Below are 26,000 nucleotides of genomic sequence, written 5' to 3'. Positions count from 1 at the left end.
TTTCGTAAACTTAAAGATTTTAGACGAATTTTCACTCGTTATGATAAGCTAGATAGAATGTTTGTTGGTTTTATTCAATTAGCTTTAATCTTTATTGCTTTACGTTAGCAGGAACACTGCCTAGTACTTCGTTTAAACGTTGTTCAAGGGCAGCTAAAGAGCGTACCTCAGCGCCAAGTTCATCACCGCGTTTTAAATAATGGCTGTCTATTTTAAAGTTAAGTTCGCCGTTGGCGATACGCTCGAGGTAACCTTTGTTGGCAATAATTATTTTGACCATAGTTGTAAGCGCTAAAAATATAGTTAAAAGTAAAACAACGGCCACCGTAACGGCGACAACCACCGTTATCATTAAAGTTATTTGTAAATTACGAAAGATAATATTGTTATTTACCACAAGTCCTAAGCTCCAAGCGGTAGCGATATGCTGGGGGATTATCGGTACAAAAAAGAGGCTGGTCATTTGGTTGTTTTGGTCGGGGTCGCGGGCTTCAAAGTTAAAAGTTTCGCCGCGTTCTACGCCCGCTAATAAAGAAGCGGCGGCGGGCGGCATAACTTCGCGCACATCACGCCCTAAGTTTTGCCTGTTAAGGCTGGCTACCATTGCAAGGTTGTTGGCCAGCATAATGGTATATCCGCCAAAAGGTTTCATCTCGCTAATTAAGTTTTGCAAAGCGGCTAAATCAAAGTTAATGCCCATAACACCAATCGCGGCGGCGCTTGGCCCGTTGATAGGTAAAATAAGCGAAACAATTAGCTCGCCCGTAGCGCCATCGGGGTAGGGGTTGGTTAAAAAAGGGCCGCTGCTGATGGCTTGGTGGTAATGACCATTATTTAAATTGTTGCTTGTATTTTGCTCCGATAAGGTAATTTGGTTATGTTGATGCTCGAAGATAGGAGCAAAAGCAGCCTTTTGGCTATCAAGGCCGTCAAGCGCATGGGGCTCTAAGCTTAACCATAAAGCCGAGTAATAAAAATTGCCGGCAAAAACATTTTGCATACGTTCTAAAATATAGCCGCGCCGTTCTTCGGGCTGTAGCGAAAAACTCGTAGTTACGGCTTCGGTTACTAAGCGGCCGTCATCGTAAGCCCGGTTAAAAATTTGGGTAAACTGGGCGGCCTCTACTTGAGTAACTACCAGCACGTTAGAGTGCACCGTTTGCCGGTAGCTGTAACTAATATAACCAAAAATGACCGAAAAGCCAATTATTAACACCAACAAACTTGTACCGCCAATAATTAACATCATTTTGGCTCTTAAATTTAATTTAACCATAGTTCTTTACCTATCTTTTATATAAATTTTCGTCAATTATTACTAGCATTATAACACGGTAATAAATAATATTAAATATAAAATAAAATTCAATAATACCCATAAAAATAAAGCCGGTATTTTGCATAATATTTTAAATTGTTTTGTAAAATTAAGTTATATAATAGCCTATTAAGTTATAATAAAATTAATGGGCTTAATTATTATATTATGGCATATTATGTGTTAAATAGTCAAGTTATTTGCCGTATTTTTTATACTTTTATTTAAAAATAGAATATTTTAAAGTTACTTTATTATTTTATATTATAACAATAGTAAATTGCCGGCGCTAACGGAATAATTTTTATTTTTACTAAGGCGGCGGCTTTCTTTAAATTTATTGCTCTTAAAGTTGCTTATGCCACTTGACTAACTAAAAAAGATGTGGTAAAGTAAAAACATCGGAACGTAGCCTAGGGGCTAAGGCATCTGTTTTGGGAACAGAAGATCGTGAGTTCGAATCCCACCGTTCCGAAAAGCCGCCTAAAAAGGCGGCTTTTTTTGTAGTAATTATTTATAATAGCTCTGTTGCAATTAAATTACAAAAAAAGAAAAAAAAAGTTGCACTTTTAAGAATATCGTGATACACTAGTAAAGTAAATCAACAGAGGATTAAAAAATGCGGGAAAAGTTAGTAGATGATAAAGTACAGGCTTACGCCTTGCAGCTTAGCAGCAACTATAAAGAGTTTAAACCCGGTAGATGGAACTACGAAGATGGTTGTTTTTTAAAAGGTTTTTTCGATTTGTGGCAAAGCGGCGGTAACAGCGAGCTTTATGGGCGGGTAAGTAACTATGTTAATAAATACGTAGCTGCCGATGGCTCTATTAAAGGTTATGAAATTGAGGAATATAATATTGATAATGTCCCGATGGGGCGTTTGCTATTTCCTTTTTACGAAATAACCGGCGAAGAGCGTTTTAGAAAGGCCATTAGCTACACGGCCGGCCAGCTAACAACGCACCCGCGTATTAGCAGCGGTAATTTTTGGCATAAAAAGTTTTATCCGCATCAAGTTTGGTTGGACGGTCTTTATATGGGGCAGCCTTTTTATGCGATGTCTTTAAAATTAGCGCAGGGCGAAGGGGCCGATTACGGTGATATTGTTAAGCAATTTGCTTTTGTGCAAGCTAAAATGATTAACAAAGAAACCGGCCTTTATTATCATGGCTACGATGATAGCCGTGAGCAAAATTGGGCTAATAAAGAAACGGGGCTTTCGCTTAATTACTGGAGCAGGGCAATGGGTTGGCTGGCGATGGCGCTTATCGATACCCTTGCGGTGATGGGTGCGAGTAAGCACGCCGAACCTTTGGCGATTATGTTTAAAAATTTAATGGCGGCTTTGCTTAACTATCAAGATAAAGCCAGCGGTATGTGGTATCAAGTTACCGATAAGGCTTTAAGCAAGGGGAATTATTTAGAAACTTCGGCTACATTAATGTTTAGTTATGCTTTAATTAAAGGCGCAAGGCTGGGGCTGTTAAATAAAACCGAGGAGCAGGCCGGCTTTACGGCTTTTTATAAAACTATGGAGCGTTATTTTAGTGAAAAAGACGGCGTTTATAGTTTGGGCGGCATTTGCAGCGTGGCCGGGCTAGGCTTTCCGCCCGGTGATTACCCGCATACCGATGTTAGGTACCGCAGCGGGACAGAAGAATATTACTACGGCGAGCCGATAGTAAGTGATGACCCCAAAGGGGCTGGGATTTGTTTTATGGCTTTAAGCCAGATAATGCTTAAATATTAAAAAAAATAAAATTTGGAGGAAGTATAAGTGGTAAAAAAAATTTTATTATCGCTATTTGTGGGAGCTTTGGTTGCTTGTGGTGGGCGTGATAGTGGTACGCTTTATGTTTCGTGGTGGGGCGGCGACCCGCGCCATGCGGCTACTTTAAGAGCTATTGAGGCTTTTCAGTTGCAAAATCCCGGTGTGGAAATTGAATCTGAATATGGTGCATGGACCGGCTGGACCGATAGGATTGGTATTCAATTATCGGGCGGTACGGCTGGGGATTTAATTCAGATTAACCATAACTGGATAGATATGTTTAGTCCAAGCGGTAACACCTTTTACGATTTAAACAGGTTAGGTGGCGTGCTGGATTTATCGGGCTTTTCGCCAACAGTTTTAGCCGACGTAACGGTTAATAATCGTTTACAAATGGCCCCAATGGGTATGACCGGTAAGGTATTTGTTTACAATACCACTCGTCTTGGCGAGCTTGGTTTAAGCATGCCTAACACTTGGGACGAAATGATTGCCTTAGGTAATGCTTTAAGGGCCCTAGATGATAACAACTTTATCTTGGCTACTAACGACGAAGATATGGCCTTTGGTGTAATGAGTTACTGGCTATTACAACGCACCGGACGCGAGTTTTTAAATGCACAAGGCGCTATTAATTACAGCGTGGCCGAGCTTACCGAAGCCTTTGAATTTTTAGGCCGGCTTGAAGCGGCTCACGTTATTTTCCCAAGCCCACGTATTGCCTCTGCCGGTGTGCGAACCAACACCATCGAAACAATGCCGGGCTGGATGAATGGTAACTTAATTGGCTTTTTTGGTTGGGATACTACCGTAGCCAGAAACAGAGGCACCTTACCGGCCGGTAGCGTGCTGGAAGTTGGCCCATTCCCAACTTTGGCCGGAGCCGTGCAGCAAAATGCCGCGCCTGCTAAAATTTCTTTAGGTTTTGCTATTAATAATGCCAGCAACGCCGGCAGTGTTAATTGGGCAGCTAGGCTTTTAAACTTTTTTATTAACGAGCCTGAAGGCGTGTTAATTTTAGGCGATACACGTGGTATTCCCGGTAATAGCCGAACCATACAAATTTTAAATGGCGCCGGTGCTTTAGATGGCAACATTACAGCTTTGGCTAACAATGCGGTAATGGCTAACTTAGGATATATGATACCGCCTATTATTGAGCATCCTCGTTTTAGAGATTTTTACTACGAGGTAATTGAGCAGTTTAGCTTTGGTTTAGTTAATGCCAACCAAGCTGCTACGAGGTTCCTTAACGAAGGTAACACTTTGTTAAATAGCTTAAGAAATTAAAATTAAATTTTTTAAAAGAGGTGAAAATTTATGGCAAAAAGGTTTTTGTTAGTTGCCTTAGCGGCCGCCATTATGGTGGGCTGTCCGAGCGGCAACAGGAACGAGAGTGAAATTCGTTTCTCGTGGTGGGGAGGCGACAGTAGGCATGCTGCTACTTTAGATGCAGTGCAGCTGTTTATGGCTCAAAACCCGGGCGTTACAGTACGCACCGAGTACGGCGGATGGGCTGGTTGGCCCGAAAGAATTCATACCCAGATGGCCGGTAACACCGCTCCTGAGTTAATGCAAGTAAACCATAACTGGATGGATACTTTAAGCCGTGATGGTACCGGTTTTTACGACCTTAGCACTGTTCCTAGCGCTTGGCTCGATTTAAGCGGTTACCCTGCTACTTTAATAAATACGGCTACCATTAATGGTCGTTTAAACTTTGTCCCAATTAGTACTACCGGTAGAGCTTTTGCTTGGAACACCAGCGCTTTAGCTGCCAACGGTTTTACTATGCCTACCAGCTGGGAAGAAATTATTGCTATGGGTCAAACTTGGGGTGCACGCGGTACCGGTCACTTTGTTATCGGCGCCGACCTTGACTTTACCTATACGCTTTTACTTATGTATTTACAACAACGTACCGGGCGCGATCCATTTACAACCAGCCCAAGCGTACAAATTGCCTACACTGTTCCTGAGTTAACCGATGGTTTTAACTTTTTACGAACTTTATGGGATAATAACGTTGTAATTCCGCCACCACAGTACGCCGCTGCCGGTATTCCACGCACGGGCGCTGTAGAGCAACTACCGGGCTGGATTAATCAAACCATTTTTACCAGCATCGATTGGGATAGTGCATGGGGTAGGTATGGCGCTATTTTACCACAAGGTACTGTGTTATCACCCGGTCCTTACCCAACCTTACAAGGCGCTGCCAGACAAAACAATGCTATAATGCAAATCACTATGGGTTTTGCTATTAACCGCAACGTTGGTAACGCTGTAGAAAACACTGCCAGATTGTTAAACTTTTTAATTAACGATCCGGAAGCTGTAAGGATTTTAAGATTAGAACGAGGTATTCCTGCTAACTCACGCGCTTTAGATACTTTAAGAGCTGCCGGTGCGTTAAGTGGTCTTACCTACGAACTTAACACCATGGCTACCCAAAACGTGGGTATGTTTTGGCCAACATGGACTCGCCATGCTTTATTTATAGCTATGTTTGAAGATGTTATCGAAGCTTATGGTTTTAACACCATTAATGCTAATCAGGCTGCTACTCGTTTCTTAAACGAAGGCAACCAAATTCTTACACAGTTACAACAGTAATTTGTTTTTATATGCACCCTTTCTTTGGGAGGGGGTGCATTACTTAAACAGAGGAGATGCTCTAATGCGTTCTATTGGTATTAAAAAATATACAGGGTTGCTTTATTTAGCGCCGTGGCTTATTGGGCTGCTTGTCTTTAGAGGCTATCCGTTTATAGCTAGTTTGGTGCTAAGCTTTTTCGATTATAGGTTGCTTGGTGATGCGCGTTTTGTTGGTTTTCAAAACTACATAAATATCTTTTTGCGCGACTCTCATTTTCATATGGCTTCTCGGCAAACATTATTATACGTTTTTATGACGGTGCCGCTTAAGCTTATTTTTGCTTTGTTTATCGCTTATATTTTAAACTTTAATCTAAAAGGCGTTCGTTTTTATCGAACAGCCTACTACATACCGTCTATTTTGGGTGGTAACGTAGCTATTGCAGTATTATGGCGCTTCTTATTTGCCGATACCGGTCTGATGAATGCTATTAACGCTAATCTTGGGCTTGGGGCAATTAATTGGTTTGGCGACCCTAGCTTGGCGCTTTTTACCATTACCTTACTTCGTGTTTGGCAATTTGGTAGCGCGATGGTTATCTTTTTAGCGGCTCTTAAAAATATTCCGGTATCGCTTTATGAGGCCGCTGCTATTGACGGCGCTTCGCTGGTAAGACGTTTTATTAGTATTACGCTGCCAACTCTTACACCGGTTATCTTTTTTAACTTTATTATGCAGCTTATACAGGCTTTCCAAGAATTTAATGGTCCTTTTATTATCACCGGCGGCGGGCCGCTACGTGCTACCTATCTGTATTCGCTATTAATCTATGATAACGCTTTTAGGTTCTTCCAAATGGGTTACGCCAGCGCTTTATCGTGGATAATGTTTGTAGTTGTTGCTTTATTTACGGCCGTTGTTTTTAGGTCGAGTAAATACTGGGTATTTTATTCTAATTAGGAGAAGCATAAATGGCGGAGATACAATACAAAAAAACAGGTGGAATTACGCACTCGCAGCGAAAAGTTGTGATTAAAGTGGTTAGCTACTTTGTGCTTACACTGGTTGGATTTTTAATGATTTATCCATTAATATGGATGGTTGGTGCAAGTTTTAAACCCGATAATGCTGAGGTTTTTAGAAATATAACACCTTTTACACTTTATCCAAGTATAAGAGGTTATATTGTTGGCTGGCAAACGGCCACCGAGTTTACTTTTACAAGGTACTTTTTTAATAGCTTTGCTATCGTTGTTCCGAAAATGATTTTTACCGTAATTTCGTGTACATTAGCTAGTTATGCTTTTTCTCGTTTTTGGGTACCCGGCAAAAAGATTTGGTTTGCTTTGTTAATTGGTACTTTGTTGTTACCAGATACAGTTTTACGTATTCCGCAATTCCTTTTATTCAGGCAGCTTGGTTGGCTTAACAGCTTTTTGCCGCTAACCGTTCCTAGCCTTTTTGCGGTAGATTCATTTTTTGTCTTTATGTTGGTGCAATTTTTCCGCGGCATACCGAAAGACCTTTCGGAAAGTGCCACTATAGATGGCTGTAACAGTTTGCAAACCTTACTTTATGTACTGGTACCTGTTTTAAAGCCGGCTATTATTTCGGTGGCTTTGTTCCAGTTTATGTGGACGATGAACGACTTTATGGGGCCGCTAATCTATATAAGTAGCGTTAGTATGTTCCCTGTTTCGTTAGCCCTGCGTATGAGTATGGATGCCAGCTCTATAGTTGACTGGCCGGCCGTGCTTGCTATGTCTACGGCTGCTCTGGTACCGTCGCTCACTTTATTCTTTATAGCGCAACGTTATTTTGTGGAAGGTATTGCTACCACCGGTATGAAGGGATAAAGCATTGATTTTATTAAAAACTTATGCACGAGCTGCTTGTTTTGAGTTAACCGGCGATAGCGCCTATTATAGTAACGAAAAGTTGGCTGTTTATTTAAATGGAAAGCATTGTATTGATATTGATAAGAATGTTTTTTCTATTTTTAATTTAGAGCCAGCTACCAGTTACTGTGTTGAGGTAGCTAATAAAGTAATCGTCTTTAAAACAGAAGCAGAAGCAGCTTTAATTGAGATTGATGGTTGGTTACCAGCTAATAACGGGCTGGTTCTAACCAATTATTTACAGGCCGCTATTAATAGTTGTCCGCAAGGCGGTACCATTTATTTTGCTGCCGGAACTTATTTAACAGGCCCTTTATTTTTAAAGAGCGATATAAATATTTATTTGGCTAAAGGCGCCGAGTTACTGGCTATACCGGAGCGTAATGACTATCCGGTTTTACCGGCCCGTTTACCGGTAGATAATAAAGTAATTAGCAGTTGGGAAGGCGAGCCTAACCAAGCTTTTGCCTCGCTCATTACTGCTGTAAATATAAGTAACGTTAATATTTATGGTGAAGGTATTATTAATGGTAATGCCGATAATCCTAGAGCCGATTGGTGGCACGACTGTACCACAAAACGAGGCGCTTGGCGGCCGCGCACAGTTTTTATGGCACAGTGTCATAATATTACTATGTGTGGGGTTACCGTTAAAAATTCACCGTCGTGGACGGTGCATCCGCTTCTTTCGCATAAACTTTCATTTTTTAATTTAAATATAGAAAATCCTCCTAATTCACCTAACACCGACGGGCTTAACCCCGAAATGTCGGAACAGGTTGAAATTATTGGTACTCGTATCTCGGTGGGCGACGATTGTATTGCTATTAAAGCCGGTAAAGGCGAATGGGCACGCAAAGAAGGAGCCCCTTGCCGTTATCTTACTATCCGTAATTGTTTAATGCAATTTGGACACGGTGCAGTGGTGCTGGGTAGCGAAATGTCGGCCGGAGTGGGCGAGATAGTGGTACAAAATTGTATCTTTGAAGGAACAGATAGAGGTATTCGCCTAAAAACTAGACGCGGACGCGGCGGCTATCTTGATGGTCTTTATGTAAGTAATATTAAAATGTTGGGAGTAATGACTCCGTTTACAATTAATAGTTATTATTTTTGCTGCGACCCCGATGGTAAAAGCGATTACGTAGCCAGTAAAGAGCCGCAGCCTATTACCGATGGCACTCCCGTTATCAAAAATCTTATCCTAAGTGATATTGAGGCAACGGATGCCCATGTAGCCGCCAGTTTTATTTATGGGTTGCCGGAAAAATTGATTGAAAATGTAAAAATAACTAATATGCACGTTAGTTTTGCCGAAAACCCAACTCCAGAGTACCCGGCAATGATGCGCGACCTTGAAAAGCAGACAAAAGGTAATTACTTTTTCGCTAATATTAAAAATTTAAAATTAACTAATGTTAAAGCTGAAGGTTATGACGAATATAAAGGAGAGTAAATGGATAAACAAGTAGCTATATTATTAGCCGATGGCTTTGAAGAGGGAGAGGCCATTATTATTTTAGATATTTTTAGGCGCTTACAAATTAATATTGAAGCTCTCTCTATTGGTAATCAGTTGGAACTTACCAGTTATCATAATGTTAAGATGCAAGCAGATGCTTTATTAAAAGACCGAGCTGCTACTTTGTATGATGCCATTATTATGCCGGGTGGCCCACAGGGGGCGCGTAACTTAGGTAACAGCGAAGAAGTTGTGGAATTTGTTAAAAAACATTTAGCTGCCGATAAATATGTTTGTCCTTTTTGTTCGGCCGGTGCTCATGTTATGGCTAAGAATAATCTACTTGGTTCTAAAAAATACACAACTTCCGGTAAAAATTACGAGTTATATAATGACGGTAACTATGTTGATCAAAACATAGTTATAGAAGGCAAACTTATAACAGGTAAGGGGTTAGGTGTGGTTTTTGAATATGCCTTTACTTTGGCGGCTTTGTTTGCGCCGATAGATAAAGTAAAATGGGAAGCCGACCATATTTATTTTTATCATTGGCAACCTTAATAAATTATTATCATAAAAGCTATCTCTAAGATAGCTTTTATTATGTTAAACCATTAAAATTTAAAATAAGAGCATAAGAGAGTAAAATATTAATTTTAAAATATTTTAAGCCGGCTAATTGACTATTATTGGCAAATATGCTATATATTTAAAGACTATGCTACTATTTGCTATAACTTTAGTACCTTTGTTAGTTGGTTTTTGCCTGTGTTTTGCCGCTAAAGATAAACGTTTAGCGGTAATTTGGGGTGCTGTACTCGGTGTTTTATCTGCTGTTTTCGTATCGTTTATAATTTTATTTGTTATTAATATTTTGGGCTTTAGCCTTAATTGGGCTAGTTCTCCCTCTATCTTCTTTTATTATAGTGTTAGCGATTTTCTTTTGCCTATCGTTTTAATTACTTTAAATCAGTTATGGTTAAATAGTAAAAATTATTTAGCAAAAGGATTGCCTAGTTTGAGTTTTTTTGGTACAGCTTACATTTTGGTGGCGTTGCAAAGGTTGTTGTGGTTTAGTCATTATTTTAGTTACTACGAGGTAATCTTTTTTCCATTGGCAGCTTTAGCGGCTAGCTTTGTTGTTAGTAATTTGTTAAGTCGTCAACCTTTAAAATTTGCTTTAGTGCTTACCTTAATTTTTGCTTTGTTATTAAGTTTTGTGCCTTTTTTTGCTATGATTAATCGCTTAATTATGGCAACTATTTTAACTACTATTTTAGCTGTGCTTTGTGTAGCGTCTTTTATGCTGCTAGGTTTATTAAAAGATGTTAAGCATAACTAATTTAATTAAAAGCTACCAAAGTGCCGAAGAGCGGCAAGTTATCTTTAGTAATTTTTCGCTTGATTTAGCTGCCGGCCAAACGTTAGCCGTTACCGGCGAATCTGGTAGCGGTAAGTCTACTTTACTTAATTTAATAGCAGGGTTGGATAGTTTTGAAGAAGGCTCTATTATTTGTTCTGACTACGATGTAGGTAACTTAAGTGAAAAATCTTTAGCTGCTTATCGTAATAAAAATATTGGTTTTATCTTTCAGTTTCATTTTTTACTTAACGATTTTACGGTGCTAGAAAATGTTCTAATGCCGTCATTAATTGATGGCAGCAATAATTTGAAGCGTGCTAATTATTTGTTGAATAAAGTCGGTCTTAATGATAAATTGAATAGTTTTCCGCAGCAGCTTTCGGGTGGAGAAAGGCAGAGGGCAGCTATTGCTCGTGCTTTAATGAATAATCCACCGCTTATCTTAGCCGATGAACCGACTGGTAGTTTAGATGAAAAAAATAGTAAACTAGTAGAGGATTTGCTCTTCAGTTTAGTTAAAGCCGAAAGAGCAGCTATGTTATTGGTAACCCATGAACAAGGGTTAGCCTCAAAATGCGCTGAACAGTTGGTACTAAATAAAAACCATGCAACTAACTAGCTATTTTTTAGTAACCAAGAGTCTTTTATTTAAACGCAGTTCGTCCAGCTTAAAAAGTATGGTTATCGCTATTGCCCTTAGTTTGGTGCCTTTAACCATTGCGATGGAGGTGGCCGATGCGATGGAAGATGGTATTATTAGCCGCAGTATCGAGACCGACAGTTATCATTTGCGGGCGGTAGCGTTATTGGGGGCCGGTTATGAAGAGGCTCTTGAGGTAGCCGAGCAACTAAAAGCGGCCGATGACCGTGTTATCTTTAGTACGGTGGAGGGCAGGGCGATTGGCGTGGCTTTTAATCAATATGGGCGTACCAGCGTGCAGCTGCGCGGGGTGGCCGGCGATTTTTACGTGGACGATGCCGGTATGCGGCGCTATTTGGCCATAGATTCTGGGGCGGTAGTGCTTGGCCCCGAAGATGTTTTGGTCGGCCGGCAAATAGCCGGTCGCCTTAATTTGGCGGTGGGCGAGCAACTAAGGCTGCTTTCAGCCTCGTGGCAAGATGGCGAATATCGGCCGCAAATAACCAGCTTTACTGTACAAGGTATTTTTTCGACCGGTTATCAGGAGCTTGACCGAACGTGGCTTTTTATCAATCGGGAGGCACTTTTTGAGCTATTTACTCCCGATGAAATTAGCACTTTAGTTGGTTTAAAAGTTTTAAATCCTTTTGAGAATATTCATGAGATTAGTGCTAATCTTAATTGTGTTACCCCGCTGGCGTGGCTGGTTTACAGCTGGCGGGTACTTAATGCGCAGCAGTTGGCGAGTTTAGCTACTACTAAAGTGTTATTATTTTTTATATTGGGTTTAATAGTTTTAGTGGCGGTAGTTAATAGTACCGGTTCGGTTTATATTTTTTACTTGCAAAATCGGCGCGATATTGCTATCTTTAAAGCATTAGGTATTACCTCGCAGCAGCTTAAATGGCTGTTATTAGGCCCGGCAAGCTTAGCCGGCTTGCTCGGGGCTTTACTCGGCTTAACTATTGGCTCAATATTGGCAGTAAATATTAATACCATAATTAGATTAATTGAGATTTTGGCTATCTTATTCAACCGCGAGGTAGATTTTAGTTTTTATTTAGAGACGATACCGGTTAGCTTAAGCTTGCCTAGATTGCTGCTTATAGCTTTATTGGTAACTTTGTTGGCCGCTATAACGGCTTACCTGCCTTTGCGTAAAGCTAGTAAAACCAAGCCATTAGCTATTTTGGGCAGAATGTAAAATAAATGTAATTAAAGAGGTTAATGAATGCTATCGTTGTTTAGTAAATTGAGAGTTTTTTTTATTGCTTTATTAGCAGTGCCATTTATTATTGTGGCGCAAATTATTCAGTCGCTACTAATTTTGATTATGCCGAAAGCGATAAGAGTACTTAGTCAAAAAACTTTAATGCTGGTTTCGCGCTATTTCTTTTTTATGCTAGGTGTAAAAGTTAAGTTAGTTGGTACAGAAAATATTCCTACCGATAATAAATGTGTTTATATGGTAAACCATCAATCAATTATGGATATTTTACTTATTTATGGTTATCTTAACAGACCGATGGGTATGCTGGCCAAAAAAGAGTTGGTATGGACACCGGTGATTGGCTTATGGATTTGGCATTTAGGCTCGTATTTTTTAGACCGTAAAGCTAAACCCGATGAGGTAAAGGCTTTATTTGCTAAGGTAGCTAAAAATGTTAATGAAGGTTTTCCGGCTTTAATTTACCCTGAAGGGACGCGCAGTAAAGGCCCTAAAAACACCGATTTTAAAAGTGGCAGCATTCGCTTAGCTATTATGAGCGAAGCCCCGATTGTTCCTATTACTTTAAATGGCAGTTGGAAAATTATGCATGGCCAAAAAGGTGTGATTAAGGGGGCTAAAGTAGCTATTGTGGTGGGGAAAGCTATCGATAGTAAACTGTATGGGAAAGCTAAGCAAAAAGAGCTAACCGAAGCGGTACAGCAGGCCGTTGAAAGCGGTTTTACCGGTGAAAACGAACCGGATAGTAAGAATATCCCTTTTGAAGCAAAATATAGTTAAAAACTAAGAAGTAAGAATTAATAGTTGAGAAACATAATTTTTTATTCTTAATTCTTACTTTTTAATTATCAATTAATACCCAGCCTTCACCGGTACGCTTTAGCTGGTTTAGGGGATAACTAGCTAGGCGGCCATCGTCGGCTATTAAAGTAATTTTTTGGCTGATAACGTTAGTTTCGGCTATTTTCCAAAGCTCACCTTGTACTCTAATTTTACTGTTGTTACTGGGGGTAAGTTTACGCTGCTCAATATAATAGTTATGCTCAAAGGCGACACAGCAAAGTAAACGCCCGCAGTTGCCCGAAATTTTACTGGAGTTTAACGATAAGCCTTGGTCTTTAAGCATTTTAATAGAAACGGCTTTAAGTTTATCACTAATAGAGTGGCAGCAGTAATCGCGCCCGCAAACGGCGAGGCCGCCTAAAGCACAACTTTCATCGCGCACGCCAACTTGCCTAAGCTCGATACGTACGTGGAAAGTGGCCACTAAATCTTTAACCAGCTCTCTAAAATCGATACGGCCATCAGCAGTAAACAAAAATAAAATTTTTTCTTCTTCTAACAAGTAATGAGTGGCGATAAGTTTCATCGGTAAATCGTGCTCATTAATTTTGCGCTTGGCTACCACAAAAGCTTCGGTCGCTAAGTATTTATTGTTATCGGCTTTAACAAAATCGGCGCCGGTAGCTAAACGGATAATCTCTACCAATTCATCACTAGCCGCACAGCTCGATACCTTGCCGCGTACCTCTAACATATCAATACCGTAACGTGTGGCTGCCACAATAAAATCGCCGCGCTTTAACTCTATTTCGCTCTTGGTAAATAAAGTTTCGTTAGAGTAAGTAACTTTTAAAGAATAAATATTTTGCTCGCTGTGGCATTCACAGTTATTATCACACATAAATTACCGCCAAAAATTAATTAACAGGCCGTTTATTTCTTCTACCTGCGCTAAAATAGCCAGCACATCTTGTTGCTCGTTAAGTACGGTGCGCGCTAGTTTATCTAGTTTTTCGTCTACTACATAAACCACATCGTAACCCTTAGAGCGCAGAGTGCGTTTATTTAAAGCGCCTTGCACTTTCTCGGCCTGATAAGCGTTATCGATGACAAAATTTAAAAACCGGCGGATAGAGCTGCGATATTCACCTAATTTACTAAGGGTGTGCTGCCGTTTTAGCTCGTTACCCAAAGTAAAAACTTTAGCTAATAAATCTTCTATCGCTTTATCACTTACTTCAAGCGGTTTTACGGCGAGCTCTTCGCTGTGGATAGCGCTATCTAAAGCTACGTGAAAAGAGCTGCTGCGTTCTATTTCTTTTTTGCGTTTTTTTTCGCTGCTGGCTTTAACGGCAGCTAAAGAGGCTTTAGTTGTAGTTATATCCATAGTTATAAGTTACCACTCAATAACAAAAGAACGCGAAGATGCCGCAGGCGCCTCTTTGTTGCTATCTAATTTATTGACTACCTCGCAAAAGCCATGAAAAATGACCCCTTCCTCGATGGAGAGTGAAGGAGCTTTAACATTCCCTATAACCATAGCGGTGGATAAAATAGCCAAGTGCTCTTCGGCAATAATATCACCTACTACCGCCCCGCCCACCACCACCACGCGGGCATGGATAGAGCTTTTAACGCGGCCAGTTTTACTGATAAGCACCCGGTCGGCTTTTTTAATAATACCGGAAAAATCACCGTCTATACGAATGAGGCCGGGCAATTCTATATCGCCGTTAAAATGCGCCCCTTCGCCGATGATAGAGTTTACAAAGGTTTCTTCGGCAGCCACGTTAAAAACCTCTGCCGTAGCCCGTGTCGCGGATAAAACGCGAGTAGGCTTGGTTACTAATAGAAAGATAGCGCATAGGGTCTACCCTTTCGGTGCCAATCATTACCTCAAAGTGTACGTGCGGCCCTGTGGAGCGTCCGGTGCTGCCCATTAGGCCAATCACATCGCCTTGCCTAACCACATCACCTACATCAACATTATAACGCTGCATGTGGGCATACAAGGTAGAAAAACCATAGCTGTGCCTAATGGTAACATAAAGGCCATAGCCGCCGGCATTAAACTCGCGCCGTACAACCGTGCCGTTAGCGGCAGCGACGATGGGTACGCCAAACCCTAAAGCAATATCGATACCGGTATGAAACTGAAAGCCGCCGGTAAAAGGGTCGCGCGAAGGGCCAAAAAGCTGCGAGATAAAACCTGTGTACCCGCCGCCCAGCGGCCATCTGGTGGGCATCTCGGAGAGTAAAGCCCGCTGCGAATTAAGCGTATCGTGGATAGTGCGCAGCTGCGGCAGCGAATTTTCGATAACGGCCCGAAGCCGCCTAAGGGCAAGTAAATCGTCTTGAATATGCTGCTGGCTATCGGTTATCTCGATAAAGCTAGAAATATCACCGGAAATATTATTGTTAGGTAAGCCGCGATTATCACCCACCGGGCCAACGGCATGATTAATGGCATCGTTAAAGGAGGGGATAACGTGGCTTATCGTTCTTATTTCTTGCTGAATAAGGGCTAAAGAAGCGGCTCCATCATTGGTACGGTCACGCTCGGCAATATGCGAAAGCCGTACATCGTTGTAACCGGTAGAAAAAAAGACGATACCGGCTACCAAAGCCAACGTAAGCACAATAACAACCCATAACAGCAATAAAGATACCCTAAACTGTCTAACTTTGGCCCCGCTGTGCGGCGCCACCATAATGGTTAAGGGTTCTTTAGTTTTATACCAAAGAGAGCCGGCTTTAGTTTTAAGGCCAGTCATAAAAGAATTTTTATTATGTTTTAATCTACTTTTGTTAGGCTTAGTTTTTTTCATTTTTCTCAATCATACCATTATAGTTCAATTATGTCAAATAGTAGTCCCGCTTATTTTGCCACTAAATTGATTATCGACTAAAATAATGATAAATTGCAGTAAAATATCCCTTAATTGAGTTGTATCAGATTGATTTTTGGTTATATATTTGATTAAATAATTAATTTATATTTAAAAAAATAGTGGGATTTACCGGGCTGCCGTTAAGCCGTATCTCAAAGTGCAAATGTGGGCCGGTAATCGCTCCGCTGTAGCCGCTTAAAGCAATTAAGGCCCCGGCATTAACCCGTTGCCCCAAATTTACTCTGGCGCTGCTTAAATGACCGTATAAACTTTGATAACCGCCGCTGTGGGTAATAATTATGTATAACCCTAAAACGTTATTGCTGGCAATAGTAGTTACTTCGCCGGCGCGGGCCGCTAAAACCGGGCTGTAAGGTTCGGCCCGTAAATCGATACCATTATGGTGGTGGCCGCGCGGCGAGCCAAAGGGGTCGGGCCGCTGGCCAAAAGGAGAGGTAATGACTAAAGTGCCGTTAAGCGGGGCTCTAAAGGTATCGCTTAAAAAAATACGGCGTTCGCTTTGGGTAAAACGTTCGTTAGGAAAAAAATTAATAATCTGCATGCCATCATTATATAAAAAACCTTGCAGATAATTATCGCCATTTAAACGCCCTGCAATATCCCGCCAAAAAATATCTTCGCTGTAGGCGCTGTTAATGGCAAGCCCCGACATGTTGGGAATAAAAATGGTGGTGATACCGGTAGGTAAATTGGGGCCGGAAAGGCCGTTAAGGCTGGCGATACTGTCGTAACTAATGTTAAGGCGGGCGGCAATACGCTGTAAAGTTTCGCCGTTCTTAGGGGAATAACTGTAAAAAATTAACGGTAAAGGTTCGCGCCTGTTGGCAAAACGGCGATTATTTTCGGCAATATCGTTAATCAGAGTGTTAAAAAGAAAGTCGCTGCGTTCTAGATTTTGAATGTAAGCTTGTGCCGGCAGTTGTATAGCCACCAGAAGTAAAAGCAAAAAATGAACAATTTTAACCATTAGTTAAAGTATCGGCTACATAACTAGCGGCTTTTAATTATTTTATCTCTTATTTATCTAGTCGAATAAAAAATTTAGGGACCTAATTAAAAGTTATAGGGTAAAGTTTTAATTAATTTTAAACAAAACAGTTGCTTACTTACTAATTAGTTGCTATAATAAATGAATAGTAAACAGGAATTTGACTAAGTAATTTATCTTTAAATTAAAAATTATAGCTATAATTTTTCAAGTAAAAGGAGAGGGTATGGAACGCAGTACAATAGGAGAAATTGATAAGATAACCGTTAAAAATAATAAAGCCAGCTTTAGCTTTACGCCGATGGGGGCAACGGTTTTATCGTATATCCCTAAAAATGGGCAAGAATTATTTTGGCTTGGCAATTACAACAGCTTTAAAAATGGAGTGGCCATTCGCGGGGGTATTCCCATTTGTTTTCCACGCTTTGGGCTGGAAGAACTTAACAGCCACTTTGACAAGCACGGTTTTGCCCGGAACGAAACTTGGGTAATTGATAATATAGAAGAAAGTGATGATTTAACGGTTATTGCTTTAAGTTTAAATCAATCGGCTAAATATAGCTACGCCGTTACTTTGCGGCTAAAAATAACTTTAAGCGATTATTTAGAGATGGAGCTGGAGGCCCTTAATATAGGCGATGCTAATGTAAGTTTTAGCGAGGCCTTACACACTTATTTTACCGTTGGTAATATTAATGACATAACCATAGAAGGCTTAGCCGGCGCCAATTATTACGATGAAATGGACGATTTTAAAGTTAAAAAACATACCGATGATAAATTAGTTGTTAATCAATTTATTGATAGAATCTTTTTTAATAATGAAAATCCGGTAAAAATAGTTGATAGTAACTTAAAGCGGGTTATCCACATCGAAAAAAAGGGGGCGCTATCGACTATTGTGTGGAACCCCTATCAAAGAGCGTTAGGTGATGAAGTAAACGAGACCGATTATCAAAATTTTGTTTGTGTCGAGGCCGGTAACGTTAATAATAATGCGGTAACTTTAAAGCCCGGCGAAAAACATAAATTAGTGATGCGCGTGTGGGCTGCACCTTTACAATAAAATAATATGTATAATAGTTTTACTGGGCAAGTAAGCGGCAAAGCGGCCGATAGTCTTTATTTAACGGTGGCCGATATTGAATGGCATTTTTTGGTAAGTTTAACCACTTTAGCTGGGGTTAAACTGGGTGAACGGGTTAAGCTGTATAGTTATTTGCAGCACAAAGAAGATTCTATGATTTTATACGGTTTTTTAAGCGAAAAAGAGCGCAGCTTGTTTTTAAGCCTTATTAAAGTAAATGGAGTAGGGCCGAAAGTGGCCATTAAGATAGTGGGCGGCCTAACTCCGGACGATTTTATGGCCGCTTTACAAAACGACGATATTGCCGCCCTTAGTCGTTTACCGGGCTTAGGCAAAGCCACCGCCCAAAAAATTATTTTAGCCTTGCGCGGTAAGTTGGTGCTAGCCGATAATGATGTGGCCGGCAGTGCCGATGACGAGCTAGTTTTAAGTTTAGTAGCGATGGGTTTTGATAAAAAACGCACCGAGCAAGTAGTTAAAGAGCTTAAAGAACAACTAGGTGCAGTAGAAGAAAGCCGGCTAATTAAGCAAGCCATTATTAGACTGAGCGGCGGTTAAGCTGTAAAAATAATGCACCCATTAAAATATTGTTAATAGGTGCAAGTTATTTAGGCTAGTTATTTATTTACTTGGTTTTGTGGTGTCCCGGCTAAATAAGCTTTAACATTTTCGGTTAAAATGGCTACTAACCTAATCCGTGCCTCTAAAGTGGCCCAAGCAATGTGCGGAGTAATAACTATGTTTTTAGCACTAAGAAGCGGGTTGGCAGCGCTAGGCGGTTCGCTGCTTAGCACATCAACGGAGGCGCCGGCAAGACGGCCGCTATTTAAGGCAGCGGCTAAATCGGCTTCATTAATTAAACCGCCTCTGCCGGTGTTAATCAGGTAAGCGGTTTTCTTCATTTTATTGATGTTAGCCTTGTTAATTAACTGGTTATTATCGGCGGTTAAAGGGCAACATAATGCAAGATAATCACTTTCGGTCAGTAAATCATCTAAGCTTACAAATTTAAAATTTGGCAGATTAGGCTCGGCTTTAGGGCGCGGCACGTAACATTTAATAAGCATGCCAAAGGCATCGGCCAGTTGAGCCACGCGCTGTCCAATGTTACCAAAACCGATAATTCCTAAAGTTTTGCCTTTTATCTCGGTAAGCGTATTATTATAAAAAGCAAATAGCGGGCTATTGGCCCAATCGCCTTTATGCACGGCATTATTATGGATTACAACTTTTTTACTGGCCTCTAAAATAAAAGCCATAATAAGCTCGGCCACGCTATCAGTGCTATAACTTGGTATATTAGTTACAATTATACCTAATTCTTTAGCAGCCTGTACATCAACAACATTAAAGCCGGTGGCCATTACCCCAATATATTTTAACTGCGGATTAGCCGCTAAAATGTCGCGGTTAAGTACCACTTTGTTGGTTAAAACCATTTCGGCAGCCTTTAAATGTTCGGTTAATTGGCCGGGTAAAGTGTTATCATAATAAGTAACGGCCGTTAAAGCCTCTAGCGGTAACCAGTTGAGCTGGCCATCGTCAAGGGGGAGTTTATCAAGCACTACCAATTTTTTCATTATGTACCTCTAATTTTTTATGATTATTTATCTAACTTCTATTTTAGCAGCAATAATTGAAGATAGCAAGCTTTTTTAAGGAATTTTTCCCGAATAAAATGGATAAACCTTCTCTATAAAGTACCGTTAATGAACTATTTTCTAGCGGTGCAGGCTAGCCTGCTTGGCATTTAGGGCAATAAAAACTGCTTCGGCCGCCTTGTTTGGTGCGCTCTATCGCTGTGCCGCAACTAAAACAGGGTTCGCCGCTGCGGCCGTAGACTAAAAATTCATCTTGAAAGCCGCCCAAGCCGCCATCACTTAAGCGGTAATCACGCAGGGTAGAGCCGCCTAAAGTGATGGCTTTGGTGAGTACCTCTTTAATGGCCGGTACTAAGGCCGTACAATCGGCGTAAGTTATTAAGTTGCAAGATTTAAAGGGAGAAATTTTGGCCATAAATAAAGCCTCGCACACATAAATATTACCAAGCCCGACTACTTTATCTTGACTAAGTAAAAATAACTTAATGGCCTCACGATGGCTTTTGATTTGCTCAAAAAGGTAATCGGCGGTAAAATCGGCAGTTAAAGGCTCGATACCTAATTTGTTAAAGTTAATATTATGCAGCCAATCAACATAACCAAAACGGCGCACATCGTTGTAGTAAAGCTGCCCCTCAGTAAAGTGCCAGCTTACTCTATCGTGTTTAGGGCTAGGGTCAAAAAGTAATTTACCGGTCATACCCAAATGGACAACTAAGGCATCTTGGTTAAATTGCATAATAATGTATTTAGCACGCCGTTCTAAAGTAAGTAAACTTTGGCCTACTAACTTATTTAAATCGGCCGGAGGTGTCCGACGTAAGTGGCTATCAAGAATATTAACCGCCGTAACTTGTCGGCCAATTAAAGGACTAAGGCCATTTTTTATTGTTTCTACTTCGGGGAGTTCTGGCATAAAAACCTCTGTTATGTTAAGCTGGTTTATGCTTAATATCGACAAAAATAAACTTAAGATTGATAACAACCTTTCGCTTTATCTTCATATCCCTTTTTGCTTAAGTAAATGCCATTACTGCGATTTTTTTTCGCAGCCAAATATTTCTATTAATCAGCAGCAAATATTTGCAAGCAAGGTTCTCCGCCATATTGATAGTTTCTTTAATTATTTAGATATTAATAAATTATCAACGCTTTATATTGGTGGCGGTACCCCAAGTATTTTGCCTGAAGATAGTTTATTCTCTATTTTACAGCTGATTAAAAAATATAGTCCATTGGAAGCTACCATCGAGGTAAACCCGCAGCAAGTTAATCCAAGTTTATTAAATTTTTTATTTGATAACGGTGTTACCCGTATTAGTATGGGTTTACAGAGTTTAGATGAAGAGGCTTTAAAAATTGTTAATCGCCCTACCACTTATGAACAAATGATGAATGCGCTTAATTTATTGGCCGCTTATCGGCAAAAAGTTAATATCGATATTATAGCGGGCCTTTCCAATCGGCAGAAATTTAACGAAACTATTAACAAATTATTAGAGATAAATCCTTCCCACATATCTTTTTATAGTTTAACTATCGAAGAAGATACCCCGCTTTTTAACAAGCAGCGCCTCCTACCGAATGTTCAAGAGCAAGAACATCAATGGTTTTTAGGCCGTAAAAAATTAATAAAGGCAGGGTATCATAACTACGAAATATCTAACTATGCTAAAAATAACTGCTACAGCCGGCATAATTTGGCCTATTGGCAAGGTAAAAGTTATTTAGGGGTTGGGGCAGGAGCAGCTTCTACTTTATATTATAACGATGCCACAGCCATAAGGTTAGTTGGGACAGAAGACTTAACCGATTGGTTTAACGAAGAAGATATAACAAAACTTTACATTAGCGAAGAACTTACTAAAAAAGAGCTGATATTTGAAAGCTTTATGCTAAGTTTACGCACCAGTGTAGGTCTTGATAAGGCTAAATTTAAAGAACGTTTTGGCCAAGATAGTGAAACTTACTTAGGCAGCTTAAGCCCTAAAGCATTAAGCTGCCTAAGTAGCAATGAAAAATATATTAAAGTTAACCATAAAGGAAAACTCTTTTTAAATAACTTACTGCACGAATTAAAAGAAATTATTTAAATTGTTATTTACTAAGGCTTAACGGGCCAAACTTTGTCTTTTAGCTCTTTACCGGCCCTAAATACAGCTACGCTATGGCTTTCTACCGATAAAGTTTCGCCGGTGCGCGGGTTACGGGCTTTTTCGCGGCCTTTACGCAGCCTAAGTTCAAAAGTACCAAAACCTCTTAATTCTACCACACGGCCAATAATTAAGCCGGATTTTACTTCGGTAAAAAAAGCTTCAAGTACCTTATGGACATCTTTTTTACTAAAATGAAGGCCATCTTTAGCCATTTCATTATGGATATTCTCAATAATTTCTGCTTTAGTAAGTTTGCCTCGCGGCTCTGCAATTTGTCCTGTTGTCATAATACTCCACCCTTATTACCTTGTTATTAAACTAACTTATTAATCTTTTTTTGCAGCCGCGATTTTTTTCTGGCTACCGCATTTTTACTAAACAACCCTTTACGAGCCGCCGTATCTAAAGCTTTTACCATTTTTTTTACATCTTCGGTGGCATTAGCTTTGTCACCGGCCGCTATTTGCTTTTCAACTTTTTTAACAATAGTTCTAACAGCGCTTTTAGCGCTTCTGTTAACTAAACGCACAGCCTTTGCTTTACGGTCGCGTTTAGCGGAATCTCTTGAATTAGGCAATTTACCCCTCCACTTTATTAAAGGCTACCCCTTAAGTAGCCTTAAACTAAATTACTACTTAAAATCGGCCGGCCTACGCTCTTGCCGTTTACATTTGTCGCATTGCGCCACGTGGTGCATTTTACTAGCTTGAAAAATGCTACGCATTTTTACTTCGCCGCCACAGCTACAGGTAAACTTGTGTGAGGCTGAACCCGTACGCGAGTTTTTACTTGCTTGTGCCATATTTATTCCTCCACAAAAAAAATCTTTTAAAAGTGTAACTTGTAAATAAAATTATGTCAAGAGCTTTATAGTAATATTATCCTTATTTAAGCTATCATTTTTAATAAAAAGATAATGGGTAAGATAATCATGGCTTCTTTTTAGCTTAAAAATATAACTATAAATAATTATAATTATGGTAATTATCACTGTATACACATTGTAATGCAGAAGTGTTGGCTTGTTGAAAGTATCTCTTGACAAAACGGCAAAATGACGACAAGATGGCGCTATGAAACTAATTTTTTTACCGGTTCTTTTTTTGTTTTTTATCTTAAGCGGTGTTAAGGTAAACGGCCAAGCCGCCGGTAATAGCACCGAAGAGGAATTAACAGAGGAAGCGGCTACCGCCAGAACAATTTTTGTGCCGAGTTTTTCGTACGGGCAAACTTCTTTTGATGATGTGCAAAAACGTAATTTGCAACTGGGATTAACGGTATCGCGCTTTAATTTAGCCGACCGCAACCGGTTTTTATTATTTTCATTTTTTTATAACCCTACTTTTGTTGAAGGATTAGTTGATAATTACCCCGAGCGTTACCATAATGGCGGTATGGCTTTTATGACTAGGTTTAATCGCCATACATTTAATGCCGCTTTTTTTGCCCAAACCGATAAACCCATTTACAACGGTATCAATACGTTAATTGCCACCGCCGGTTACTCTAATAATGTAGTTAATGGCCAGCATTTTTTGCTAAATATCGGTCTTAATTTAGTGCTGGCCGATGTAGGTGTTAAGCTGCCTAACGATATGGCTTGGCTTTTGTGGCCTATTCCCATGGTAGAGGCCGGCTGGGAATACCGGTGGGTAAGGGTAAGGTTATCACTTTTGCAGCGCCTTGTGCATTTAACCGTTGCCCCTCAAAGCCTTTGGAGTTTAACGGCCAACTTAAGGTATCCTAACTACGATATAACTTTGTGGTATAGATATTTGCGTAATAGCCGCCCGGCCGCCGAGCTGCTGGGCATAGGGTTAGGTTTTAAAGACGAAACCAGCCGGGTAACGGCCGGCGACGGCAGGTGGTACGGGATAAATTATACCTCTATATATGGCGTAATTAGATTGTTTCAGCTGGTAGAAATACACAGCGGCTGGGTCTTTAATGGCCGGGCAGGTTATAACGATAGCGGGTTAAACATTGCCAATGCGGTAAATATTAGACAAAACTACGATATAAATATAGGGCAGGGCTTTTTCTTTACCATCTCGGCAAGAATGATGTTTTAAAGACGTTTATACTACAATACCTGTAAATACCAATAGAAAGTTTAATGTGTCATGGTTACGGATTTGGTTTTAACAAAAGAGAATGCCGTGCTAAATTTTGGGTAACTATCTATCTATAGGTACTAAATATTTAACGCAAAATTACGCCCACTGGCCAAACTTTTAAATTTTAGCTTTACTTTAACCGCAAGCTATGCTAAACTAAAAATATGAAAAAAATATTAACTATAGCTTTATTACTAATAGCCATAAATGCACAAGGGCAAGGCTTGCCGGTAGCGGCTAACGCTACGCTAGCTAGTTTGTTCCCTGATGAGAATTTGAGAAGAGTGGTGGCGGAGCATTTAGGGCCTAATGCCGGGTTAGTGGGGCAGAGGTTGAGTGATGAGTTGGCGGGGATTATAGAATTAGACGCAAGTAACCCTTTTCTCGCTAGAACTAGGGGGCTTGAAACAAGAATTATTCATAACGCCAATGGTGTTGAATATCTACTGAATTTAGTAAAACTTAACCTAGATAACAACCGTTTACTTAACATAGATGTGAGTAATAATATTTCTTTAACTAGCCTTAGTGTGGATAATAATCTTTTAACCAATCTTGATGTGAGTAGTAATATTTATTTAACTGGTCTTTTTGTGGGAAGGAATAGGTTAATTAGTATTGACGTAAGTAAGCTCATTAATTTAACCAGCCTTTTTGTAGCGAGTAATCGCCTAACTAGCCTTGATGTAAGTAGTAATATTTCTTTAACTAGCCTTTTAGTGGATAGTAATCCCTTGACCAATCTTGATGTAAGCAGTAATATTAATTTAATTACTCTTAGTGTACTTGGTACCAACTTAACTAGCCTTGATATTAGTAAAAATATTAAGCTAGAACAGCTGGATACAGACCTTTGGAATATTATAGGAAATAGACCTATATTGCCGGAAGGAAGCCATGGGAACTATCCAGATGGATGGGATGAGCAAGACACTCTGTATCGTTAAGGAGTACAGAGTGTTATTAGTTATTTAATTCTAACCTTGCTACCTTCTACCGTTAATTTTAACGCCGCGCCAGCGAATAATGTTAGGTGTCTCTTTATTAACAACAGTTAACCCACTTGGGTTATATAAAAACTTCCCTTTGCTATCAGCTAAGACAAAGTGTCGATTACCATTAGCTATAGTATAATGATACCTTCCATCAAAATGTTCGACCATATTTTCTAAATAACCGCTAACTTCGGCTGTTAAATAAGGAATCGTGCCATATTTTTCAAAAACTTCTTTTAATAAAAGGTCACTATTATTTACGCTAGTAGTATTAGAAATAATAGAGACATCTTGATTGTTGTGGCGAAAGGTTTTTTCTCTTGCCATATAATAAATATCTTTAATATCTTCTTTAGTAAAAACCATTCCTAGCTCCATTTGAGCAATGATAAGTAAGGTCATAAAATAGCAACCAAAGTACCAAATATTATTAATAGGTTCCTGCTTTTCATTTGCTGTGCCTCTATTTACGGTACGTAGAGTAGGTACCTTTTTACCATTATCTATATGCCAAAAAAGCTCATTATCATCGTACTTAAATTCCCCTTCTTCATCTTTCTCTATTTCAAATAAATCATTAGTAATATTTGTTTGCCATAAATACGTTGGTGGCTTAGGGTTATCATAACAAGTTTTATTACCAATTTTTCTGCGCTCTTCTTCCTCTTCAGCTGCTTTCTCTTCAAGTTTTCGAGCCACAAAAGCCTCAAAATCACTTCTTATCTCAGCTCGAGAAACAGATGAGATAAGTGGTACATTAACCCCTCTGCTATCGGTTACGGTAGAGTTTACTGCTTCATCATTAAGCTTTAATATCGAAGATAATACATCTCTTTCCCCTCCCCATAAATTTAATCGCCCTTCCGTCGTTAATAATAAGCTACTGCCACTATTGGCTTGGTTTCTTGTTAGCCCACGTGTTGTAGTATTTTTTTCACTCCCGCTCTTTAAGCTAATATTTCCGTCTTTTGTAATCATTAAAGCTCCATTGGCATTACTTAATTCTATTTGCCCATCTTCTGTTAAAACTAGTCTGGCCTTACCATTTATCAACTCAATTTTACCTTCTTCCGTCAAAGCTA

At 39.8% G+C, this 26,000-nt stretch carries 29 protein-coding genes and 1 tRNA gene; 18 read left to right on the top strand and 12 right to left on the bottom strand.

What is annotated here, in order from left to right:
• A partial coding sequence (locus tag FWE37_03280; protein MCL2520014.1) for an IS5/IS1182 family transposase occupies window positions 1-108 on the top strand: 108 nt, incomplete at its 5' end.
• On the opposite strand, the gene FWE37_03275 is transcribed toward FWE37_03280, so the two are convergent.
• Window positions 92-1,276: a cache domain-containing protein gene (locus tag FWE37_03275; protein ID MCL2520013.1), complete on the bottom strand. Its 1,185-nt coding sequence runs from the start codon at window positions 1,274-1,276 to the stop codon at window positions 92-94. The genes FWE37_03280 and FWE37_03275 overlap by 17 nt on opposite strands.
• 444 nt (window positions 1,277-1,720) lie before the next feature.
• Here FWE37_03275 and FWE37_03270 point away from each other — a divergent pair.
• The 12 genes from FWE37_03270 to FWE37_03215 all read left to right on the top strand — a co-directional run bounded on the left by FWE37_03270 (window position 1,721) and on the right by FWE37_03215 (window position 13,059).
• Window positions 1,721-1,793, top strand: a tRNA-Pro gene (locus FWE37_03270).
• A gap of 144 nt (window positions 1,794-1,937) precedes the next feature.
• Window positions 1,938-3,068: a glycoside hydrolase family 88 protein gene (locus FWE37_03265; GenBank protein ID MCL2520012.1), complete on the top strand. Its 1,131-nt coding sequence runs from the start codon at window positions 1,938-1,940 to the stop codon at window positions 3,066-3,068.
• Between the two features lie 27 nt (window positions 3,069-3,095).
• Window positions 3,096-4,379 (top strand): ABC transporter substrate-binding protein, encoded by a 1,284-nt coding sequence (locus FWE37_03260; protein MCL2520011.1) that lies wholly within the window; start codon window positions 3,096-3,098, stop codon window positions 4,377-4,379.
• A gap of 30 nt (window positions 4,380-4,409) precedes the next feature.
• Window positions 4,410-5,705, top strand: coding sequence for an ABC transporter substrate-binding protein (locus tag FWE37_03255; protein ID MCL2520010.1), 1,296 nt, complete (start codon window positions 4,410-4,412; stop codon window positions 5,703-5,705).
• A gap of 64 nt (window positions 5,706-5,769) precedes the next feature.
• On the top strand, window positions 5,770-6,648 hold the full coding sequence (locus FWE37_03250; protein ID MCL2520009.1) for a sugar ABC transporter permease: 879 nt from the start codon (window positions 5,770-5,772) through the stop codon (window positions 6,646-6,648).
• Window positions 6,649-6,659: 11 nt separating this feature from the next.
• Window positions 6,660-7,544: a carbohydrate ABC transporter permease gene (locus FWE37_03245; protein MCL2520008.1), complete on the top strand. Its 885-nt coding sequence runs from the start codon at window positions 6,660-6,662 to the stop codon at window positions 7,542-7,544.
• Window positions 7,545-7,548: 4 nt separating this feature from the next.
• The gene (locus FWE37_03240; protein ID MCL2520007.1) at window positions 7,549-9,042 is read left to right on the top strand and encodes a glycoside hydrolase family 28 protein; all 1,494 of its coding nucleotides are present in this window, start codon (window positions 7,549-7,551) and stop codon (window positions 9,040-9,042) included.
• The gene (locus FWE37_03235; protein ID MCL2520006.1) at window positions 9,043-9,609 is read left to right on the top strand and encodes a DJ-1/PfpI family protein; all 567 of its coding nucleotides are present in this window, start codon (window positions 9,043-9,045) and stop codon (window positions 9,607-9,609) included. It abuts the gene before it with no gap.
• Between the two features lie 157 nt (window positions 9,610-9,766).
• A complete protein-coding gene (locus FWE37_03230) occupies window positions 9,767-10,390 on the top strand; it encodes a hypothetical protein (GenBank protein MCL2520005.1) in 624 nt (207 codons plus the stop codon).
• Window positions 10,374-11,030, top strand: coding sequence for an ABC transporter ATP-binding protein (locus FWE37_03225; protein MCL2520004.1), 657 nt, complete (start codon window positions 10,374-10,376; stop codon window positions 11,028-11,030). Before FWE37_03230 ends, FWE37_03225 begins: the two co-directional genes overlap by 17 nt.
• Window positions 11,017-12,255 carry an FtsX-like permease family protein gene (locus tag FWE37_03220; protein MCL2520003.1) on the top strand — a complete coding sequence of 413 codons (1,239 nt, stop codon included), beginning with the start codon at window positions 11,017-11,019 and terminating at the stop codon, window positions 12,253-12,255. The genes FWE37_03225 and FWE37_03220 overlap by 14 nt, the downstream gene beginning before the upstream one ends.
• 129 nt (window positions 12,256-12,384) lie before the next feature.
• A complete protein-coding gene (locus FWE37_03215) occupies window positions 12,385-13,059 on the top strand; it encodes a 1-acyl-sn-glycerol-3-phosphate acyltransferase (protein ID MCL2520002.1) in 675 nt (224 codons plus the stop codon).
• Window positions 13,060-13,120: 61 nt separating this feature from the next.
• On the opposite strand, the gene FWE37_03210 is transcribed toward FWE37_03215, so the two are convergent.
• The 5 genes from FWE37_03210 to FWE37_03190 form a co-directional block, all read right to left on the bottom strand.
• Entirely contained in the window at window positions 13,121-13,963 is an 843-nt protein-coding gene (locus FWE37_03210) for a hypothetical protein (GenBank protein MCL2520001.1), read from the bottom strand.
• A gap of 3 nt (window positions 13,964-13,966) precedes the next feature.
• Window positions 13,967-14,449 (bottom strand): YaaR family protein, encoded by a 483-nt coding sequence (locus FWE37_03205; protein MCL2520000.1) that lies wholly within the window; start codon window positions 14,447-14,449, stop codon window positions 13,967-13,969.
• A 9-nt stretch (window positions 14,450-14,458) separates the two neighbouring features.
• Window positions 14,459-14,851, bottom strand: a complete 393-nt coding sequence (locus tag FWE37_03200; GenBank protein ID MCL2519999.1) for a polymer-forming cytoskeletal protein — start codon at window positions 14,849-14,851, stop codon at window positions 14,459-14,461.
• 1 nt (window position 14,852) lies between these two features.
• Window positions 14,853-15,890 (bottom strand): M23 family metallopeptidase, encoded by a 1,038-nt coding sequence (locus tag FWE37_03195; GenBank protein ID MCL2519998.1) that lies wholly within the window; start codon window positions 15,888-15,890, stop codon window positions 14,853-14,855.
• A gap of 160 nt (window positions 15,891-16,050) precedes the next feature.
• Window positions 16,051-16,941: a M23 family metallopeptidase gene (locus tag FWE37_03190; GenBank protein ID MCL2519997.1), complete on the bottom strand. Its 891-nt coding sequence runs from the start codon at window positions 16,939-16,941 to the stop codon at window positions 16,051-16,053.
• 247 nt (window positions 16,942-17,188) lie between these two features.
• Here FWE37_03190 and FWE37_03185 point away from each other — a divergent pair, with 247 nt between their 5' ends.
• Both FWE37_03185 and ruvA read left to right on the top strand, forming a co-directional pair.
• A complete protein-coding gene (locus tag FWE37_03185; GenBank protein ID MCL2519996.1) occupies window positions 17,189-18,028 on the top strand; it encodes a D-hexose-6-phosphate mutarotase in 840 nt (279 codons plus the stop codon).
• 6 nt (window positions 18,029-18,034) lie between these two features.
• Complete coding sequence (gene ruvA, locus FWE37_03180; protein ID MCL2519995.1) at window positions 18,035-18,607, top strand: Holliday junction branch migration protein RuvA; 573 nt, start codon at window positions 18,035-18,037, stop codon at window positions 18,605-18,607.
• 59 nt (window positions 18,608-18,666) lie between these two features.
• Here the strand turns inward: ruvA and FWE37_03175 are convergent, their stop codons facing one another.
• Together FWE37_03175 and mutM are read right to left on the bottom strand one after the other, a co-directional pair.
• Complete coding sequence (locus FWE37_03175; protein ID MCL2519994.1) at window positions 18,667-19,629, bottom strand: D-2-hydroxyacid dehydrogenase; 963 nt, start codon at window positions 19,627-19,629, stop codon at window positions 18,667-18,669.
• Between the two features lie 154 nt (window positions 19,630-19,783).
• Complete coding sequence (gene mutM / locus FWE37_03170) at window positions 19,784-20,566, bottom strand: bifunctional DNA-formamidopyrimidine glycosylase/DNA-(apurinic or apyrimidinic site) lyase (protein ID MCL2519993.1); 783 nt, start codon at window positions 20,564-20,566, stop codon at window positions 19,784-19,786.
• Window positions 20,567-20,594: 28 nt separating this feature from the next.
• On the opposite strand from mutM, the gene hemW reads away from it, so the two are divergent.
• Window positions 20,595-21,743, top strand: coding sequence for a radical SAM family heme chaperone HemW (gene hemW, locus FWE37_03165; protein MCL2519992.1), 1,149 nt, complete (start codon window positions 20,595-20,597; stop codon window positions 21,741-21,743).
• An 11-nt stretch (window positions 21,744-21,754) separates the two neighbouring features.
• Here the strand turns inward: hemW and FWE37_03160 are convergent, their stop codons facing one another.
• Genes FWE37_03160 through FWE37_03150 form a run of 3 tightly spaced genes read right to left on the bottom strand, consistent with a single transcriptional unit; the run spans window position 21,755 to window position 22,608 of the window.
• Entirely contained in the window at window positions 21,755-22,093 is a 339-nt protein-coding gene (locus FWE37_03160; GenBank protein ID MCL2519991.1) for an integration host factor subunit beta, read from the bottom strand.
• A 26-nt stretch (window positions 22,094-22,119) separates the two neighbouring features.
• On the bottom strand, window positions 22,120-22,383 hold the full coding sequence (gene rpsT, locus FWE37_03155) for a 30S ribosomal protein S20 (protein ID MCL2519990.1): 264 nt from the start codon (window positions 22,381-22,383) through the stop codon (window positions 22,120-22,122).
• 54 nt (window positions 22,384-22,437) lie between these two features.
• Window positions 22,438-22,608 carry a hypothetical protein gene (locus FWE37_03150; GenBank protein MCL2519989.1) on the bottom strand — a complete coding sequence of 57 codons (171 nt, stop codon included), beginning with the start codon at window positions 22,606-22,608 and terminating at the stop codon, window positions 22,438-22,440.
• 271 nt (window positions 22,609-22,879) lie between these two features.
• On the opposite strand from FWE37_03150, the gene FWE37_03145 reads away from it, so the two are divergent.
• Window positions 22,880-23,878, top strand: a complete 999-nt coding sequence (locus tag FWE37_03145) for a hypothetical protein (protein MCL2519988.1) — start codon at window positions 22,880-22,882, stop codon at window positions 23,876-23,878.
• 209 nt (window positions 23,879-24,087) lie between these two features.
• Window positions 24,088-24,870: a hypothetical protein gene (locus tag FWE37_03140; protein MCL2519987.1), complete on the top strand. Its 783-nt coding sequence runs from the start codon at window positions 24,088-24,090 to the stop codon at window positions 24,868-24,870.
• A gap of 39 nt (window positions 24,871-24,909) precedes the next feature.
• On the opposite strand, the gene FWE37_03135 is transcribed toward FWE37_03140, so the two are convergent.
• Window positions 24,910-26,000: hypothetical protein (locus FWE37_03135; protein ID MCL2519986.1), on the bottom strand; the 1,091-nt coding region annotated here is incomplete at its 5' end.

The sequence above is a fragment of the Spirochaetaceae bacterium genome (assembly GCA_009784515.1).
Lineage (GTDB): Bacteria > Spirochaetota > Spirochaetia > WRBN01 > WRBN01 > WRBN01.
This window is presented reverse-complemented; position numbering and strand designations above follow the sequence as displayed.